Source organism: Janthinobacterium sp. CG3 (genome assembly GCF_000344615.1).
Taxonomy (GTDB): Bacteria; Pseudomonadota; Gammaproteobacteria; order Burkholderiales; family Burkholderiaceae_D; genus Janthinobacterium.
On the sequence record NZ_KB467824.1, the window covers coordinates 341,504 to 355,852 of the forward strand.

Below are 14,349 nucleotides of genomic sequence, written 5' to 3' on the forward strand. Positions count from 1 at the left end.
CCGAGGGACTCCAGCCATGCGCGCAATCGAAATCAGCCAGCCCGGCCCAGCCGATGTTTTACGACTTGCCGAGCGGCCAGTTCCGACACTCAAGCCGGGCGAGCTGCTGATCAAAGTGCACGCGGCCGGCATCAACCGGCCCGACGTGTTCCAGCGCCTGGGCCAGTACGCGCCGCCGCCGGGCGCCTCCGATTTGCCGGGCCTGGAGGTGGCAGGCGAAGTCGTCGGCGGCGACCTGGCGGGCACGCCGTTCCAGCTGGGCGACATGGTGTGCGCCTTGGTGCAGGGCGGCGGTTACGCCGAATATTGCGCCGCGCCGTACCAGCAGTGCCTGCCGATGCCGGAGGGCTTGAGCGCGCTGGAGGCGGCCGCGTTGCCGGAGAATTATTTCACGGTCTGGAGCAATGTCTTCGACCGCGCCGGTTTGACCGCCGGCGAAACGCTGCTGGTGCAGGGCGGCTCGTCCGGCATCGGCGTGACGGCGATCCAGATCGCCGCGGCGCTCGGCCACCGCGTCTTCGCGACCGCCGGCAGCGACGACAAATGCCGCGCCTGCGAAGCGCTGGGCGCCGAGCGCGCCATCAATTACCGCGCCGAGGATTTTGCCGAGTCGGCCAAGGCGCTGACGGGCGGGCGCGGCGTCGACGTGATCCTCGACATGGTCGGCGGCGACTATTTGCAGCGCGAAATCAGTTGCCTGGCCGACGATGGCCGCATCGCCCTGATCGCTTTGCTGGGCGGCGCCAAGGCGAACATCGACCTGGGCCAGGTGCTGCGCCGGCGCCTGACCATCAGCGGCTCGACGCTGCGGCCGCGCCCGGTCGCCTTCAAGGCCGCCATCGCGGCGCAGTTGCGCGCCACGGTCTGGCCTTTGCTGGAGGCGGGCAGGATTAAGCCGGTGATTTACCAGACGTTCCCGCTGGCGCAGGCGGCCCAGGCGCACGCGCTGATGGAGAGCAGCGCCCACGTCGGCAAAATCATGTTGCAAGTTATCTAAGCTTTCGCGCCCGCTTGTTTGACCGCCGTTGGCGGGGCGCGTTAAAATAGCGGGTTAATAGAATTTAGGCTAATATGCGTCGCAAACTCGTTGTCGGAAACTGGAAGATGAACGGCACCCGCACCGCAAATTCGGTGTTGCTGTCGGGGGTGGTCGCTGGCTTGACGCCGGCTGGCGCCGCGTGCGCCGTGTGCGTGCCGGCGCCGTACCTGGCGCAATGCGAAGCCGAGCTGTCCGGCTCGCCGCTGGCTTGGGGGGCGCAAGACATGTCGGCCCACGCCAACGGCGCCTACACCGGCGAAGTGGCCGCCGGCATGCTGCTCGATTTCGCTTGCAGCTACGTCATCCTCGGCCACTCCGAGCGGCGCGCCTACCACGCCGAAAGCGACCAGTTGGTGGCGCGGAAAACCGTGGCCGCGCTGGCCGCCGGCCTGACCCCGATCGTTTGCATCGGCGAAACGCTGGAGCAGCGCGAAGCCGGCCAGACCGACGCCGTGGTTGGCCAGCAACTGGGCACCGTGCTCGACGCGATCGGCGCCGACGACGTCGCCAGGATCGTGCTCGCATACGAGCCGGTCTGGGCGATTGGCACCGGCAAGACCGCCACCCCGCAGATGGCGCAAGACGTGCACCAGGTGTTGCGCGCGCAGGTGGCGAAAAAGAATGCAGTAGCGGCGGCCGGCGTACAGATTCTGTACGGCGGCAGCATGAAGCCGGACAACGCGAAAGAATTGATGGCGATGCCGGATATCGATGGCGGTTTGATCGGCGGGGCGGCATTGAAGGCGGCAGATTTCCTGGCTATTATTCGCGCCGCCGATTGAGTTAAATTTAAACAGAGAATGGAATAAACATGTTGTTCAATTTGGTTGTAGTTGTGCAGGTATTGTCGGCTTTGGCCATTATCGCTTTGGTGTTGCTGCAACATGGTAAGGGTGCCGATATGGGCGCCGCCTTCGGTTCCGGTGCTTCGGGTAGTTTGTTCGGCGCCACCGGCTCGTCGAACTTCATGTCCAAGTCGACGGGTGTGGCGGCGGCGATTTTCTTCAGCGCCACCCTGGGCTTGTCGTACATGTCGAGCAACCGCACCGCGGCGGTCGGCAACAGCGTCATGGAGCGGGCCGTGAAGACCGCGCCGGTCTCGGGTTCGGCAGCGATCCCGACCACCGCTCCGGTCGCGCCAGCGCCCGCCGCGGCGGTCCCGGCGCCGGCCCCCGTCGCACCGTCGAGCGCGCCGGCGACGCAGATTCCGAAGTAATGCCGCCGCTCGCAAGCAGTAGCGGACAGTGGCGGGCAGTAGCGGGCGGTAATCGGCTGTGGCCGGCAGTAACAGCGTAGCAAACAGTAGCGAGCCCGCGAGCCAGCGCAGTATGCGAGCGGCAATCTGCCCATTGTTTTGGCAGCCCAGGCTGAAAAGACGGTGTGGCGGAAGCGGGTGTAGAGATTTATCGTATTTCTTCTTGTTTTGCTGAAATTGAGTATTAACAAAATGCGCAAGTCGCTGTAGAATACGGGCCTTACCGCCGACGTGGTGAAATTGGTAGACACGCTATCTTGAGGGGGTAGTGGCGAAAGCTGTACGAGTTCGAGTCTCGTCGTCGGCACCAGAAATTAGAAGCCAGCAAGGGCTGTGCCTGAGCTGGCTTTTTTACGAGGATAATTGTCGTTCGATCCTGGTCCAAGCTTAGATTAGGGTCGCAACGTTAAGTGTCCCGCAGTCCAACGCGGTTTCCTCATTTAACCGATCGTTCAACATAAGCTCATCAATCGTGAACCTCGAAAATTATTTCCCCGTCCTGTTGTTTATCCTCGTCGGTCTCGGCGTGGGTATCGTCCCGCAAGTGCTGGGTCGCCTCTTGGCTCCCAACAATCCTGATGTAGCTAAACTGTCCCCGTATGAGTGCGGCTTCGAAGCTTTCGAAGATGCGCGCATGAAGTTCGACGTCCGCTACTATCTGGTCGCAATTCTCTTTATTTTGTTCGATCTGGAAACGGCGTTCTTCTTCCCGTGGGGCGTGGCAATGCGCGACCTCGGTTGGGCCGGTTTCGTTACGATGATGGTGTTCATCGCTGAATTCGTGGTCGGATTTTGGTATATCTGGAAGAAAGGTGCCCTTGATTGGGAATAAGCCATGTCTATTGAAGGCGTATTAAACGAAGGTTTCATCACCACCACGGCCGACAAGCTGATCAACTGGGCACGCACCGGGTCCATGTACCCGATGTCGTTCGGTCTGGCTTGCTGCGCGGTGGAGATGATGCATGCAGGTGCCGCACGTTACGATCTCGAACGTTTCGGTTTCATGTTCCGCCCGTCGCCGCGTCAGTCCGACGTGATGATCGTGGCCGGCACGCTGTGCAACAAGATGGCGCCGGCGCTGCGTAAGGTCTACGACCAGATGCCGGAGCCGCGCTGGGTGATTTCGATGGGCTCGTGCGCCAACGGCGGCGGCTACTATCACTATTCCTACTCTGTGGTGCGCGGTTGCGACCGCATCGTACCGGTCGACGTCTATGTGCCAGGCTGCCCGCCGACGGCGGAAGCGCTGCTGTACGGCATCTTGCAACTGCATAACAAGATCAAACGCACCAACACGATCGCACGCTAACCGGCAGCTTTTTACTATGACAACAAAATTAGAAGCCTTGGAAATCGCTTTGCGCGCTGCGCTGGGCGAGCGCGCAAGCATCACCGTCGCGCTGGGTGAAGTTACCCTGGTGCTGAAGTCGGCTGATTACCTGGAAGCGATGCAAACGCTGCGCGACGACGCAGCTTTGCATTTTGAGCAGTTGATTGACTTGTGCGGCGTCGACTACCAAACCTATGGCGAAGGCACATGGGATGGTTTGCGTTTCGCCGCCGTTACCCACCTGATGTCGGTCAAGCACAACTGGCGCTTGCGCGTGCGCGTGTTCGCGCCCGACGACGACATGCCGCTGGTGGCCTCGATCGTCGGCGTCTGGCGCGCCGCCAACTGGTTCGAGCGCGAAGCGTTCGACCTGTACGGTATCCTGTTCGACGGCCACAACGACTTGCGCCGCCTGCTGACCGACTACGGTTTCATCGGCCATCCGTTCCGCAAGGACTTCCCGGTCTCCGGCTATGTCGAGATGCGCTACGATCCCGAGCAAAAGCGCGTGATCTACCAGCCCGTGACGATCGAGCCGCGGGAAAACGTGCCGCGTGTGATCCGCGAAGAACATTACGGGATGAAATAATGGCTGAAATTAAGAATTACACCCTCAACTTTGGTCCCCAGCATCCCGCGGCCCATGGCGTGTTGCGCCTGGTGCTGGAGCTGGACGGCGAAGTGATCCAGCGCGCCGACCCGCATATCGGTCTGCTGCACCGCGCCACCGAAAAGCTGGCGGAGCAAAAGACCTATCTGCAATCGGTGCCGTACATGGACCGTCTCGACTACGTGTCGATGATGTGCAACGAGCACGCCTACGTGATGGCGATTGAAAAGCTGCTGCAGCTGGACGTGCCGCTGCGCGCGCAATACATCCGCGTCATGTTCGACGAGATCACGCGCCTGCTGAACCACCTGCTGTGGCTGGGCGCGCACGCGCTCGACGTCGGCGCGATGGGTCCGTTCCTGTACGCCTTCCGCGACCGCGAAGACTTGATGGATTGCTACGAGGCTGTCTCCGGCGCCCGTATGCACGCCGCCTATTACCGCCCGGGCGGGGTCTACCGCGACCTGCCGGACGCGATGCCGCAGCACAAGGCCTCGATCATCCGCAACGCCAAGGCGATTTCGCAGTTGAACGAGAACCGCCAGGGTTCGCTGCTGGACTTCATCGAAGACTTCACCCGCCGTTTCCCGACCTATGTCGACGAATACGAAACGCTGCTGACCGACAACCGCATCTGGAAACAGCGCACCGTCGGCATCGGCGTGGTCTCGCCGGAAGCGGCGCTGGCGATGGGCTTCACCGGCGCCATGTTGCGCGGTTCGGGCGTCGAATGGGATCTGCGCAAGAAGCAGCCCTACGAAGTCTACGACCTGATGGATTTCGATATTCCGGTCGGCACCAACGGCGATTGCTACGACCGCTACCTGGTGCGCATCGAGGAAATGCGCCAGTCCAACCGCATCATCAAACAATGCGTGGAATGGCTGCGCAACAACCCGGGTCCGGTTATGACCGACAACCGCAAGGTGGCGCCTCCGGGCCGCGTCGACATGAAAACCAATATGGAATCGCTGATTCACCACTTCAAACTGTTCACCGAAGGCTTCCACGTGCCGCCTGGCGAAGCGTACAGCGCGGTGGAGCATCCGAAGGGCGAATTCGGTATCTACCTGGTCTCGGACGGCGCCAACAAGCCGTACCGGATGAAGATTCGTGCCCCCGGCTATGCGCATCTGCAGGGTCTGGATGAAATGGCGCGCGGGCACATGATTGCCGACGCGGTCACGATTATTGGTACACAAGATATCGTCTTCGGCGAAATCGACAGATAAGTCCTAGAGGCATACACATGTTGTTATCAGAGCAGTCATACAAAAAAATCGACCGCGAGTTGGCCAAGTATCCGGCCGACCAGCGTCAGTCGGCCGTCATGGCCGCGCTCGCCATTGCCCAGGACGAACTGGGCTGGCTGGCGCCGGAAACCATGCAGGTCCTGGCCGATTACATCGGCATGCCGGCCATTGCCGTGCAAGAAGTCGCCACGTTTTACAATATGTACAACACCAAGCCGGTCGGTAAGTACAAGATCTCGGTCTGCACCAACCTGCCGTGCGCCTTGTCGGGCGGCGAGCGCGCCGCCCAGCACCTGAAAGCCAAGCTCGGCATCGACTACCGCGAAACCTCGGCCGACGGCCAGTTCACGCTGGTCGAAGGCGAGTGCATGGGCGCGTGCGGCGACGCACCGGTCATGCTGGTGAATAACAAGCGCATGTGCAGCTGGATGTCGAACGACAAGATCGACGCTTTGGTCGAGGAACTTAAGAAATGACGTCACTCCATAATCGGCATATCGATCCATTGATCCTGAAGGGTCTGGACGGCAAGAACTGGCACCTGGAAGACTACGTCGCCCGCGGCGGCTACAGCGCGCTGCGCCGCATCCTCGACGAGAAAATCACGCCCGAGCAGATCATCGCCGACTTGAAGGCGTCGTCGTTGCGCGGCCGCGGCGGCGCGGGTTTCCCGACCGGCTTGAAGTGGAGCTTCATGCCGCGCCAGTTCCCGGGCCAGAAATACCTGGTCTGCAATACAGATGAAGGCGAACCCGGCACTTTCAAGGACCGCGACATCATTCGTTACAATCCGCACGCCTTGATCGAAGGCATGGCGATTGGCGCCTACGCGATGGGCATCACGGTCGGCTACAACTATATCCACGGTGAAATCTTCGCCGAGTACGACCGCTTCGAGGAAGCGCTGGAAGAGGCGCGCGCCGCCGGTTTCCTTGGCGACAAGATCATGGGCAGCGAATTCTCGTTCCAGTTGCACGCCCACCACGGCTACGGCGCCTACATCTGCGGCGAAGAAACCGCGCTGCTCGAATCGCTGGAAGGCAAAAAAGGCCAGCCGCGCTTCAAGCCGCCGTTCCCGGCCTCGTTCGGCCTGTACGGCAAGCCCACCACCATCAACAACACCGAGACCTTCGCGGCGGTGCCGTTCGTGCTCAACATCGGCCCGGAGAAATACCTGGCGATGGGCCGGCCGAACAACGGCGGCAGCAAGATCTTCTCGATCTCCGGCGACGTCGAACTGCCGGGCAATTACGAAGTGCCGCTCGGCACGTCGTTTGCCAAGCTGCTGGAGCTGGCCGGCGGCATGCGCGGCGGCAAAAAGATCAAGGCCGTGATCCCGGGCGGCTCGTCCGCCCCGGTGATCCGCGGCGACGTCATGATGAACACCGACCTGGACTACGACTCGATCGCCAAGGCCGGTTCGATGCTCGGTTCGGGCGCCGTTATCGTCATGGACGAAACCCGCTGCATGGTCAAGGCGCTCGAGCGTCTGTCCTACTTCTATTTTGAAGAGTCCTGCGGCCAGTGCACCCCTTGCCGCGAAGGCACGGGTTGGATGTACCGCATGGTCCACCGTATCGAGCAGGGCCAGGGCCGGCCTGACGATCTGGACATGCTGAACTCGATCGCCGACAACATCCAGGGCCGCACCATTTGCGCGCTGGGCGACGCGGCGGCGATGCCGGTACGGGCCTTCATTAAGAATTTCCGTGAAGAATTTGAATATCACATCGAGCACAAGCATTGCTTAGTGCCCGCTTACATCTAAGCTGCGTCAGGTAACGATCACCATGGTTGAAATCGAAATAGACGGCAAAAAAGTCGAAGTCCCTGCTGGTAGCATGGTGATGGACGCCGCCAATAAATTAGGGACCTACATCCCGCACTTCTGCTATCACAAGAAATTGTCGATCGCCGCGAACTGCCGCATGTGTCTGGTTGAAGTGGAAAAGGCGCCGAAGCCTTTGCCAGCGTGCGCGACACCGGTTTCGGCCGGCATGATCGTGCGCTCGAACAGCGACAAGGCGGTCCAGGCACAGAAGAGCGTGATGGAATTCCTGTTGATTAACCACCCGCTCGACTGCCCGATCTGCGATCAGGGCGGCGAATGCCAGTTGCAGGATCTGGCGGTCGGCTACGGCCAGGGCGAGTCGCGCTACCAGGAAGACAAGCGCGTCGTCACGCCGAAGGAAGCCGGTCCGCTGGTGTCGATGCAAGAGATGTCGCGCTGCATCCAGTGCACCCGCTGCGTGCGTTTCGGCCAGGAAGTGGCCGGCGTGATGGAGCTGGGCATGATCGGCCGCGGCGAACACTCGGAAATCGTGTCCTTCGTCGGCCAGTCGGTCGACTCCGAACTGTCGGGCAACATGATCGACCTGTGCCCGGTCGGCGCGCTGACCTCGAAACCGTTCCGCTACAGCGCCCGTACCTGGGAACTGTCGCGCCGCAAATCGGTCAGCCCGCATGACGGCCTGGGCACCAACCTGATCGTTCAGGTCAAGGGTGGCAAGGTCAAGCGCGTGCTGCCGCTGGAAAACGACGACATCAACGAATGCTGGATTTCCGACAAGGACCGCTTCTCGTACAACGGCCTCGACAGCGCCGAGCGCCTGACCAATCCGATGCTCAAGCAGGGCAACGAGTGGAAGGAAGTCGACTGGCAGACGGCGCTGGAATACGTCGCCCACGGCCTGAAAAACATCAAGCACGAACACGGCGCCGACGCCATCGCCGCCCTGGCCACGCCGCATTCGACGGTGGAAGAACTGGTGCTGCTGCAAAAGCTGGTGCGCGGCCTCGGTTCCGAGAACGTCGACTTCCGCCTGCGCCAGACCGACTTCGCGCTGGACGCCGACGTCAAGCCGTGGCTGGGCATGTCGATCGCCGAATTCGGCCAGATCAAGCGCGCCTTCGTCATCGGCTCGTTCCTGCGCAAGGACCATCCATTGCTGGCGACGCGCCTGCGCGCCTCCGTCAAGGCCGGCGCCAAGCTGTCGATCCTGCACGCCTCCGACGACGAGCAACTGATCAAGATCGCCAACAAAATGATTGCCGCGCCGTCCGACTGGCTGGCGGCCTTGTCCGAAGTGGTTGCCGCGGTGGCGAAAGCCAAGGACGTGGCGGCGCCGGCGGGCTTTGAACACATCGAACCATCGGCCGTCGCCAGCAGCATCGCGGCGTCGTTGATGGCCGGCGACCATGGCGCCGTCTTGCTGGGCAACGCGGCGACGCAGCACCCGCAAGCGGCCGCGCTGCACGCCGCCGCGCAGTGGATCGCCGCGCAAACCGGCGCCAAGCTGGGCTACCTGACCGAGGCCGCCAACACCGTCGGCGCTTATTTGGTCAACGCCACGGCGAAAAACGCGGCGCCGGCTTTTGCCGCGCCGAAAAAAGCCTACATCCTGTTGAACGCCGAACCGGAACTCGACAGCTTTAACCCGCAGGCGGCCACGGCCGCCCTGGGCAAGGCCGAGATGGTCATCGCCTTGTCGGCCTTCCAGCACGGCATGGACTACGCCGACGTCTTGCTGCCGATCGCGCCGTTCGCCGAAACCGCCGGCACCTTCGTCAATTGCGAAGGCCGCGCGCAAAGTTTCAACGGCACCGTCAAGCCGCTGGGCGAAACCCGTCCGGGCTGGAAAGTGTTGCGCGTACTCGGCAACATCCTCGGCCTGTCCGGTTTCGACTACGACACCGCCGAAGCGATCCGCGACGAAGCTTTCGGCAAGGGCGTCACCGACCTGTCGGCCAAGCTGAGCAACGTCAGCAAGCAAGCCTTGCAGGCCGCCACCTTCGCGCCGGCGTCCGGCGCGCTGGAACGCGTTACCGACGTGCCGATTTACTTCGCCGACGCGCTGGTGCGCCGCTCCGAGCCGCTGCAACGCACGACCGACGCGGCCGCGCCGCAAGCCGGCCTGTCGGCCGCGCTGGCGCGGCAACTGGGCGTCAAGTCCGGCGACAAGGTCAAGGTTGCGCAAGGCTCCGGCAGCGCCATCCTGGTCGCGGCCATCCAAGCCGGCCTGCCGGCCAATGTGGTGCGCGTTTCGGCGGCCCACCCGTCGACGGCCACCCTGGGCGGCATGTTCGGTCCCATCACCGTTGAAAAAGCAGGAGAGGGTATCTAATGGCTCTGCCTGAAATCATCACCACCATCAATACCACCGGCCAGCACCTGGTCGGCGGCGCCTGGCCGTTCTTCTGGACGCTGGCGAAGATCTTGTGCGTGACCCTGCCTTTGATGGGCGCGGTTGCCTACCTGACGCTGTGGGAACGTAAATTGCTGGGCTGGATCCAGATCCGTATCGGCCCGAACCGGGTCGGTCCGATGGGCTTGCTGCAACCGATCGCCGACGCGCTCAAGTTGCTGTTCAAGGAAATCATCATCCCGGCGAAGTCGAGCAAGGCGCTGTTCGTGATCGGTCCGATCATGACCATCATGCCGGCGCTGGCGGCCTGGTCGGTGATCCCCTTCGGCCCGGAAGTGGTATTGGCCAACGTCAACGCCGGCTTGCTGCTGCTGCTGGCGATCACCTCGATGGAAGTCTACGGCATTATCATCGCCGGTTGGGCCTCGAACTCGAAGTACTCGTTCATGGGCGCCATGCGCGCCTCGGCGCAGATGGTTTCCTACGAAATCGCCATGGGCTTCGTGCTGGTCATCGTGCTGATGGTCTCGGGCAGCCTGAACTTCATCGACATCGTCAACGGCCAAAACCAGGGTTACTTCGCCTCCAAGGGCGTCAACTTCCTGTCGTGGAACTGGCTGCCGCTGCTGCCGGTGTTCGTGGTCTACTTGGTGTCCGGCCTGGCCGAGTGCAACCGCCATCCATTCGACGTCGTCGAGGGCGAGTCGGAAATCGTCGGCGGCCACATGGTCGAATACTCCGGCATGTCGTACGCGATGTTCTTCCTGGCCGAATACGCCAATATGATACTGATCGGCGTGCTGGCTGCGTTGATGTTCATGGGCGGCTGGGCTTCGCCGATCGAAGCGCTGAACTTCATTCCCGGCTGGTGCTGGTTGTTCGGCAAGGCGTTCCTGGTGGTGTCCCTGTTTATCTGGACCCGCGGCACCTTCCCGCGCTATCGCTATGACCAGATCATGCGCCTGGGCTGGAAAGTGTTTATCCCGCTGACATTGGCTTATTTGGTCTTCGTTGCCGCCTGGATGCAGACATCCTGGAATATTTGGAAGTAAGAGAGCGAAATTCAAATGGACAGAGTAAAAGATTTTTTCGGCAGCCTGATGCTGACCGAGTTATTCAAAGGGATGGCGCTGACGGGCAAATATATGTTCGCCCGCAAGATCACCGTGCAATTCCCGGAAGAGAAGACGCCGATGTCGCCGCGTTTCCGCGGCCTGCACGCGCTGCGCCGCTATCCGAACGGCGAAGAGCGTTGCATCGCCTGTAAGTTGTGCGAAGCGGTGTGCCCGGCCATGGCCATCACGATCGAATCGGAGCAGCGCGAGGACGGTTCGCGCCGCACCACCCGTTACGACATCGATCTGACCAAGTGCATTTTCTGCGGTTTCTGCGAAGAGTCTTGCCCGGTCGATTCGATCGTCGAGACCCACGTGCTGGAATACCACGGCGAGAAACGCGGCGATCTGTACTACACCAAAGAGATGTTGCTGGCCGTGGGCGATCGTTACGAAGACGAAATCGCCGCCGCGCGCGCCGCCGATGCACCATATCGCTGATGCACGCGCCCCTGCCGACGGCAAGGGCGCGATGATCGTTAATCTCTACGTCTCCTGGGTTTGTTATGGAATTTAAAACTGCTTTGTTTTACGCGTTCTCGGCCATATTGATATTGGCCGCGACCCGCGTTATCACGGCCCGCAATCCGGTCCACGCTGCGCTGTTCCTGGTGCTGTCGTTCTTTTCGGCCGCCGGCCTGTGGATGCTGTTGAAGGCCGAGTTCCTGGCCATCGTGCTGGTGCTGGTGTATGTCGGCGCCGTGATGGTGCTGTTCCTGTTCGTCGTGATGATGCTCGACATTAATCTGGATAAAATGCGCGAGGGGTTCTGGGGCTACCTGCCGCTGGCCAGCACCATCGGCGCGGTGATCGTGCTGGAAATGGCCGCCGTGCTGTGGCGCGCCTACCTGAACGTCGAGCCGAAGCTGCCGTCCGATCCGACCAAGAACATCGGCGGCACCAAGGAACTGGGCATGCTGATCTACACGCAATATGTGTTCGCCTTCGAGGTCGCCGCCGCCATCCTGCTGGTGGCCATCGTCGCCGCCGTCGCGCTGACCTTGCGCAAGCGCAAGGACACCAAACACTTCGATCCGGGCCAAGCGGTGCGGGTCAAGCGCAACGACCGTCTGCGCATCGTCAAAATGGACGCGGTGGTCGAGCGTCCGGCGGCAACGCCAGAAGCCAAGGAGGCACCATGACATTATCGCTCGCACACTACCTGGTCCTGGGCGCGATCCTGTTCGCGATTTCGATCATCGGGATTTTCCTGAACCGCAAGAACGTCATCGTCCTGCTGATGGCCATCGAGTTGATGCTGTTGGCGGTGAACATGAACTTCATCGCGTTCTCGCACTACTTGGACAATGCGGCCGGGCAGATCTTTGTCTTCTTCATCCTGACAGTGGCGGCCGCCGAATCGGCGATCGGCCTGGCTATTTTGGTGGTCATGTTCCGCAATCTGGACACCATCAACGTTGAAGACCTCGACAGCCTCAAAGGCTAAGCGGTTCATCTCGAAACACTCGAATAATAACGATTAAGGTTCATCATGGCGGGGCAACTTCTTAACCCTAACCTCCTTCTTGCCGTACCTCTGGCGCCGCTGGCTGGCGCTGCGATTGCGGGCTTGCTTGGCACCCAGTTCCTGGGTAATTTGGTCGGACGCAAAACGTCGCATACCGCGACGATTTTGGGCGTACTGATTGCATTCATTTTGTCGGTCCAGACGCTCATGGGCGTACTCGACGGCGCCAGCTACAACGGCACCGTCTACAACTGGATGACGGTCGGCACACTGAAACTCGAAGTCGGGTTCCAGATCGACAGCCTGTCGGCGATGATGATGTGCGTGGTGACGTTCGTCTCGCTGATGGTGCACATCTACACGATCGGCTACATGAAGGACGACGAGGGCTACAACCGCTTCTTCGCCTACATTTCGCTGTTCACGTTCTCGATGCTGATGCTGGTCATGGCCAACAACTTCCTGCAACTGTTCTTCGGTTGGGAAGCGGTCGGCCTGGTCTCCTACCTGCTGATTGGTTTCTGGTACACCCGCCCGACCGCGATCGTCGCCAACATGAAGGCCTTCCTGGTGAACCGGGTCGGCGACTTCGGCTTCATCCTCGGTATCGGTCTGCTGCTGGCCTACGCCGGCACGATGAACTACCAGGAAGTGTTCGCCAAGAAAGAGGCGCTGGCCCTGCTGCACCTGCCGGGCACCGACTGGGCGCTGCTCAGCGTCGCCTGCATCTGCCTGTTCATCGGTGCGATGGGCAAATCGGCGCAGTTCCCGCTGCACGTCTGGCTGCCCGATTCGATGGAAGGCCCGACCCCGATTTCCGCGCTGATCCACGCCGCGACGATGGTGACCGCCGGTATCTTCATGGTCACCCGCATGTCGCCGCTGTTCGAGCTGACCGACACCGCCTTGTCCTTCATGCTGGTGATCGGTTCGATCACGGCGCTGTTCATGGGTTTCCTCGGCATCATCCAGACCGACATCAAGCGCGTCGTCGCCTATTCGACCCTGTCGCAACTGGGCTACATGACGGTGGCGCTGGGTTGCTCGGCCTACTCGGTCGCCGTGTTCCACCTGATGACCCACGCCTTCTTCAAGGCGCTGCTGTTCCTGGGCGCCGGTTCGGTCATCATCGGCATGCACCACGACCAGGACATCCGCAACATGGGCGGCCTGCGCAAGTACATGCCGATCACCTGGATCACCTCGCTGCTCGGTTCCCTGGCGCTGATCGGCACGCCGTTCTTCTCCGGTTTTTATTCGAAGGACAGCATCATCGAAGCGGTCCACGCCACGCATATCTGGGGCGCCGGCTTCGCCAACTTCGCGGTGCTGGCCGGCGTGTTCGTCACGGCGTTCTACTCCTTCCGCATGTACTTCCTGGTGTTCCACGGCGAAGAGCGTTTCGGCAAGGCCCACGCCCACGACGCCCATGACGCCCACCACGCGCCGAAGGCCGCCCACGGCGCCCACGACGACGGCCACGCCGCCCACGACGAGCACGACGAGGAAGAGCACCACCACGGCCTGGAGCCGGGACAGAAACCGCACGAATCCCCGTTCGTGGTGTGGTTCCCGCTGGTCATGCTGGCGATCCCTTCGGTCATCATCGGCTACCTGACGATCGAGCCGATGCTGCACGGCGACTTCTTCAAGGGCGTCATCGCGGTCGGCGAACACCACCACGCGATGCACGAACTGAAGGAAGAGTTCCACGGCGCGCTGGCGATGGCGTTGCATTCGATCAGCACCTTGCCGCTGATGCTGGCGGCCGCTGGCGTGGCGGCGGCTTACTACTGCTACATGATCAACCCGCGGGTTCCGGCCTGGTTCTTCCAGAAGTTCCACGCCGTGCACACGCTGCTCGACAACAAGTACTACCTGGACAAGTTCAACGAAGTCGTCTTCGCCGGCGGCGCCCGCGTGTTGGGCAACGGCTTGTGGAATGTCGGTGACAAGACCCTGATCGACGGCCTCGTCGTCAACGGCAGCGCCAAACTGGTGGGATGGATCTCGGGCTTGTCGCGCTTGCTGCAGACGGGTTACATCTACCACTACGCGTTCGTGATGATCCTTGGCGTGCTGGGTGCCTTGATCTACTTCCTGCCATTCTGGCCCGCTAAGTAAGCTGACC

General features: G+C 61.5%; 15 protein-coding genes and 1 tRNA gene. All 16 read left to right on the forward strand.

The window, feature by feature from the left end:
• Positions 1 to 16 precede the first annotated feature (16 nt).
• Positions 17 to 997, forward strand: a complete 981-nt coding sequence (locus tag JANGC3_RS0101620) for an NAD(P)H-quinone oxidoreductase (RefSeq protein WP_017874731.1) — start codon at positions 17 to 19, stop codon at positions 995 to 997.
• A 74-nt stretch (positions 998 to 1,071) separates the two neighbouring features.
• A complete protein-coding gene (gene tpiA / locus JANGC3_RS0101625) occupies positions 1,072 to 1,821 on the forward strand; it encodes a triose-phosphate isomerase (RefSeq protein ID WP_017874732.1) in 750 nt (249 codons plus the stop codon).
• Positions 1,822 to 1,844: 23 nt separating this feature from the next.
• The gene (secG, locus tag JANGC3_RS0101630) at positions 1,845 to 2,255 is read left to right on the forward strand and encodes a preprotein translocase subunit SecG (protein WP_026132411.1); all 411 of its coding nucleotides are present in this window, start codon (positions 1,845 to 1,847) and stop codon (positions 2,253 to 2,255) included.
• A 264-nt stretch (positions 2,256 to 2,519) separates the two neighbouring features.
• A tRNA-Leu gene (locus tag JANGC3_RS0101635) sits at positions 2,520 to 2,604 on the forward strand.
• Between the two features lie 162 nt (positions 2,605 to 2,766).
• Positions 2,767 to 3,126: an NADH-quinone oxidoreductase subunit A gene (locus JANGC3_RS0101640; RefSeq protein ID WP_017874734.1), complete on the forward strand. Its 360-nt coding sequence runs from the start codon at positions 2,767 to 2,769 to the stop codon at positions 3,124 to 3,126.
• A 3-nt stretch (positions 3,127 to 3,129) separates the two neighbouring features.
• Positions 3,130 to 3,606, forward strand: a complete 477-nt coding sequence (locus tag JANGC3_RS0101645; RefSeq protein ID WP_017874735.1) for a NuoB/complex I 20 kDa subunit family protein — start codon at positions 3,130 to 3,132, stop codon at positions 3,604 to 3,606.
• A gap of 16 nt (positions 3,607 to 3,622) precedes the next feature.
• Positions 3,623 to 4,216, forward strand: coding sequence for an NADH-quinone oxidoreductase subunit C (locus JANGC3_RS0101650; protein WP_026132412.1), 594 nt, complete (start codon positions 3,623 to 3,625; stop codon positions 4,214 to 4,216).
• Positions 4,216 to 5,469: an NADH-quinone oxidoreductase subunit D gene (locus JANGC3_RS0101655; protein ID WP_017874737.1), complete on the forward strand. Its 1,254-nt coding sequence runs from the start codon at positions 4,216 to 4,218 to the stop codon at positions 5,467 to 5,469. Before JANGC3_RS0101650 ends, JANGC3_RS0101655 begins: the two co-directional genes overlap by 1 nt.
• Before the next feature lie 17 nt (positions 5,470 to 5,486).
• A complete protein-coding gene (gene nuoE, locus JANGC3_RS0101660; RefSeq protein ID WP_017874738.1) occupies positions 5,487 to 5,966 on the forward strand; it encodes an NADH-quinone oxidoreductase subunit NuoE in 480 nt (159 codons plus the stop codon).
• Positions 5,963 to 7,258, forward strand: a complete 1,296-nt coding sequence (gene nuoF, locus JANGC3_RS0101665) for an NADH-quinone oxidoreductase subunit NuoF (protein ID WP_026132413.1) — start codon at positions 5,963 to 5,965, stop codon at positions 7,256 to 7,258. The genes nuoE and nuoF overlap by 4 nt, the downstream gene beginning before the upstream one ends.
• 22 nt (positions 7,259 to 7,280) lie before the next feature.
• Positions 7,281 to 9,614, forward strand: a complete 2,334-nt coding sequence (nuoG, locus tag JANGC3_RS0101670) for an NADH-quinone oxidoreductase subunit NuoG (RefSeq protein ID WP_017874740.1) — start codon at positions 7,281 to 7,283, stop codon at positions 9,612 to 9,614.
• Positions 9,614 to 10,687 carry an NADH-quinone oxidoreductase subunit NuoH gene (nuoH, locus tag JANGC3_RS0101675; protein ID WP_017874741.1) on the forward strand — a complete coding sequence of 358 codons (1,074 nt, stop codon included), beginning with the start codon at positions 9,614 to 9,616 and terminating at the stop codon, positions 10,685 to 10,687. Before nuoG ends, nuoH begins: the two co-directional genes overlap by 1 nt.
• A 15-nt stretch (positions 10,688 to 10,702) precedes the next feature.
• Positions 10,703 to 11,191, forward strand: coding sequence for an NADH-quinone oxidoreductase subunit NuoI (nuoI, locus tag JANGC3_RS0101680; RefSeq protein ID WP_017874742.1), 489 nt, complete (start codon positions 10,703 to 10,705; stop codon positions 11,189 to 11,191).
• A 65-nt stretch (positions 11,192 to 11,256) separates the two neighbouring features.
• The gene (locus JANGC3_RS0101685) at positions 11,257 to 11,892 is read left to right on the forward strand and encodes an NADH-quinone oxidoreductase subunit J (protein WP_026132414.1); all 636 of its coding nucleotides are present in this window, start codon (positions 11,257 to 11,259) and stop codon (positions 11,890 to 11,892) included.
• Positions 11,889 to 12,197 carry an NADH-quinone oxidoreductase subunit NuoK gene (gene nuoK, locus JANGC3_RS0101690; RefSeq protein WP_017874744.1) on the forward strand — a complete coding sequence of 103 codons (309 nt, stop codon included), beginning with the start codon at positions 11,889 to 11,891 and terminating at the stop codon, positions 12,195 to 12,197. The genes JANGC3_RS0101685 and nuoK overlap by 4 nt, the downstream gene beginning before the upstream one ends.
• Before the next feature lie 45 nt (positions 12,198 to 12,242).
• The gene (gene nuoL / locus JANGC3_RS0101695; RefSeq protein WP_026132415.1) at positions 12,243 to 14,342 is read left to right on the forward strand and encodes an NADH-quinone oxidoreductase subunit L; all 2,100 of its coding nucleotides are present in this window, start codon (positions 12,243 to 12,245) and stop codon (positions 14,340 to 14,342) included.
• The last annotated feature ends 7 nt before the right edge of the window (positions 14,343 to 14,349 follow it).

Coding starts and splice junctions, on each gene's coding strand:
- JANGC3_RS0101620 (WP_017874731.1), top strand. CDS start 17: ATGCGCGCAATCGAAATCAGCCAGCCCGGCCCAGCCGATGTTTTACGA.
- tpiA (WP_017874732.1), top strand. CDS start 1,072: ATGCGTCGCAAACTCGTTGTCGGAAACTGGAAGATGAACGGCACCCGC.
- JANGC3_RS0101645 (WP_017874735.1), top strand. CDS start 3,130: ATGTCTATTGAAGGCGTATTAAACGAAGGTTTCATCACCACCACGGCC.
- JANGC3_RS0101650 (WP_026132412.1), top strand. CDS start 3,623: ATGACAACAAAATTAGAAGCCTTGGAAATCGCTTTGCGCGCTGCGCTG.
- JANGC3_RS0101655 (WP_017874737.1), top strand. CDS start 4,216: ATGGCTGAAATTAAGAATTACACCCTCAACTTTGGTCCCCAGCATCCC.
- nuoE (WP_017874738.1), top strand. CDS start 5,487: ATGTTGTTATCAGAGCAGTCATACAAAAAAATCGACCGCGAGTTGGCC.
- nuoF (WP_026132413.1), top strand. CDS start 5,963: ATGACGTCACTCCATAATCGGCATATCGATCCATTGATCCTGAAGGGT.
- nuoG (WP_017874740.1), top strand. CDS start 7,281: ATGGTTGAAATCGAAATAGACGGCAAAAAAGTCGAAGTCCCTGCTGGT.
- nuoH (WP_017874741.1), top strand. CDS start 9,614: ATGGCTCTGCCTGAAATCATCACCACCATCAATACCACCGGCCAGCAC.
- nuoI (WP_017874742.1), top strand. CDS start 10,703: ATGGACAGAGTAAAAGATTTTTTCGGCAGCCTGATGCTGACCGAGTTA.
- JANGC3_RS0101685 (WP_026132414.1), top strand. CDS start 11,257: ATGGAATTTAAAACTGCTTTGTTTTACGCGTTCTCGGCCATATTGATA.
- nuoK (WP_017874744.1), top strand. CDS start 11,889: ATGACATTATCGCTCGCACACTACCTGGTCCTGGGCGCGATCCTGTTC.
- nuoL (WP_026132415.1), top strand. CDS start 12,243: ATGGCGGGGCAACTTCTTAACCCTAACCTCCTTCTTGCCGTACCTCTG.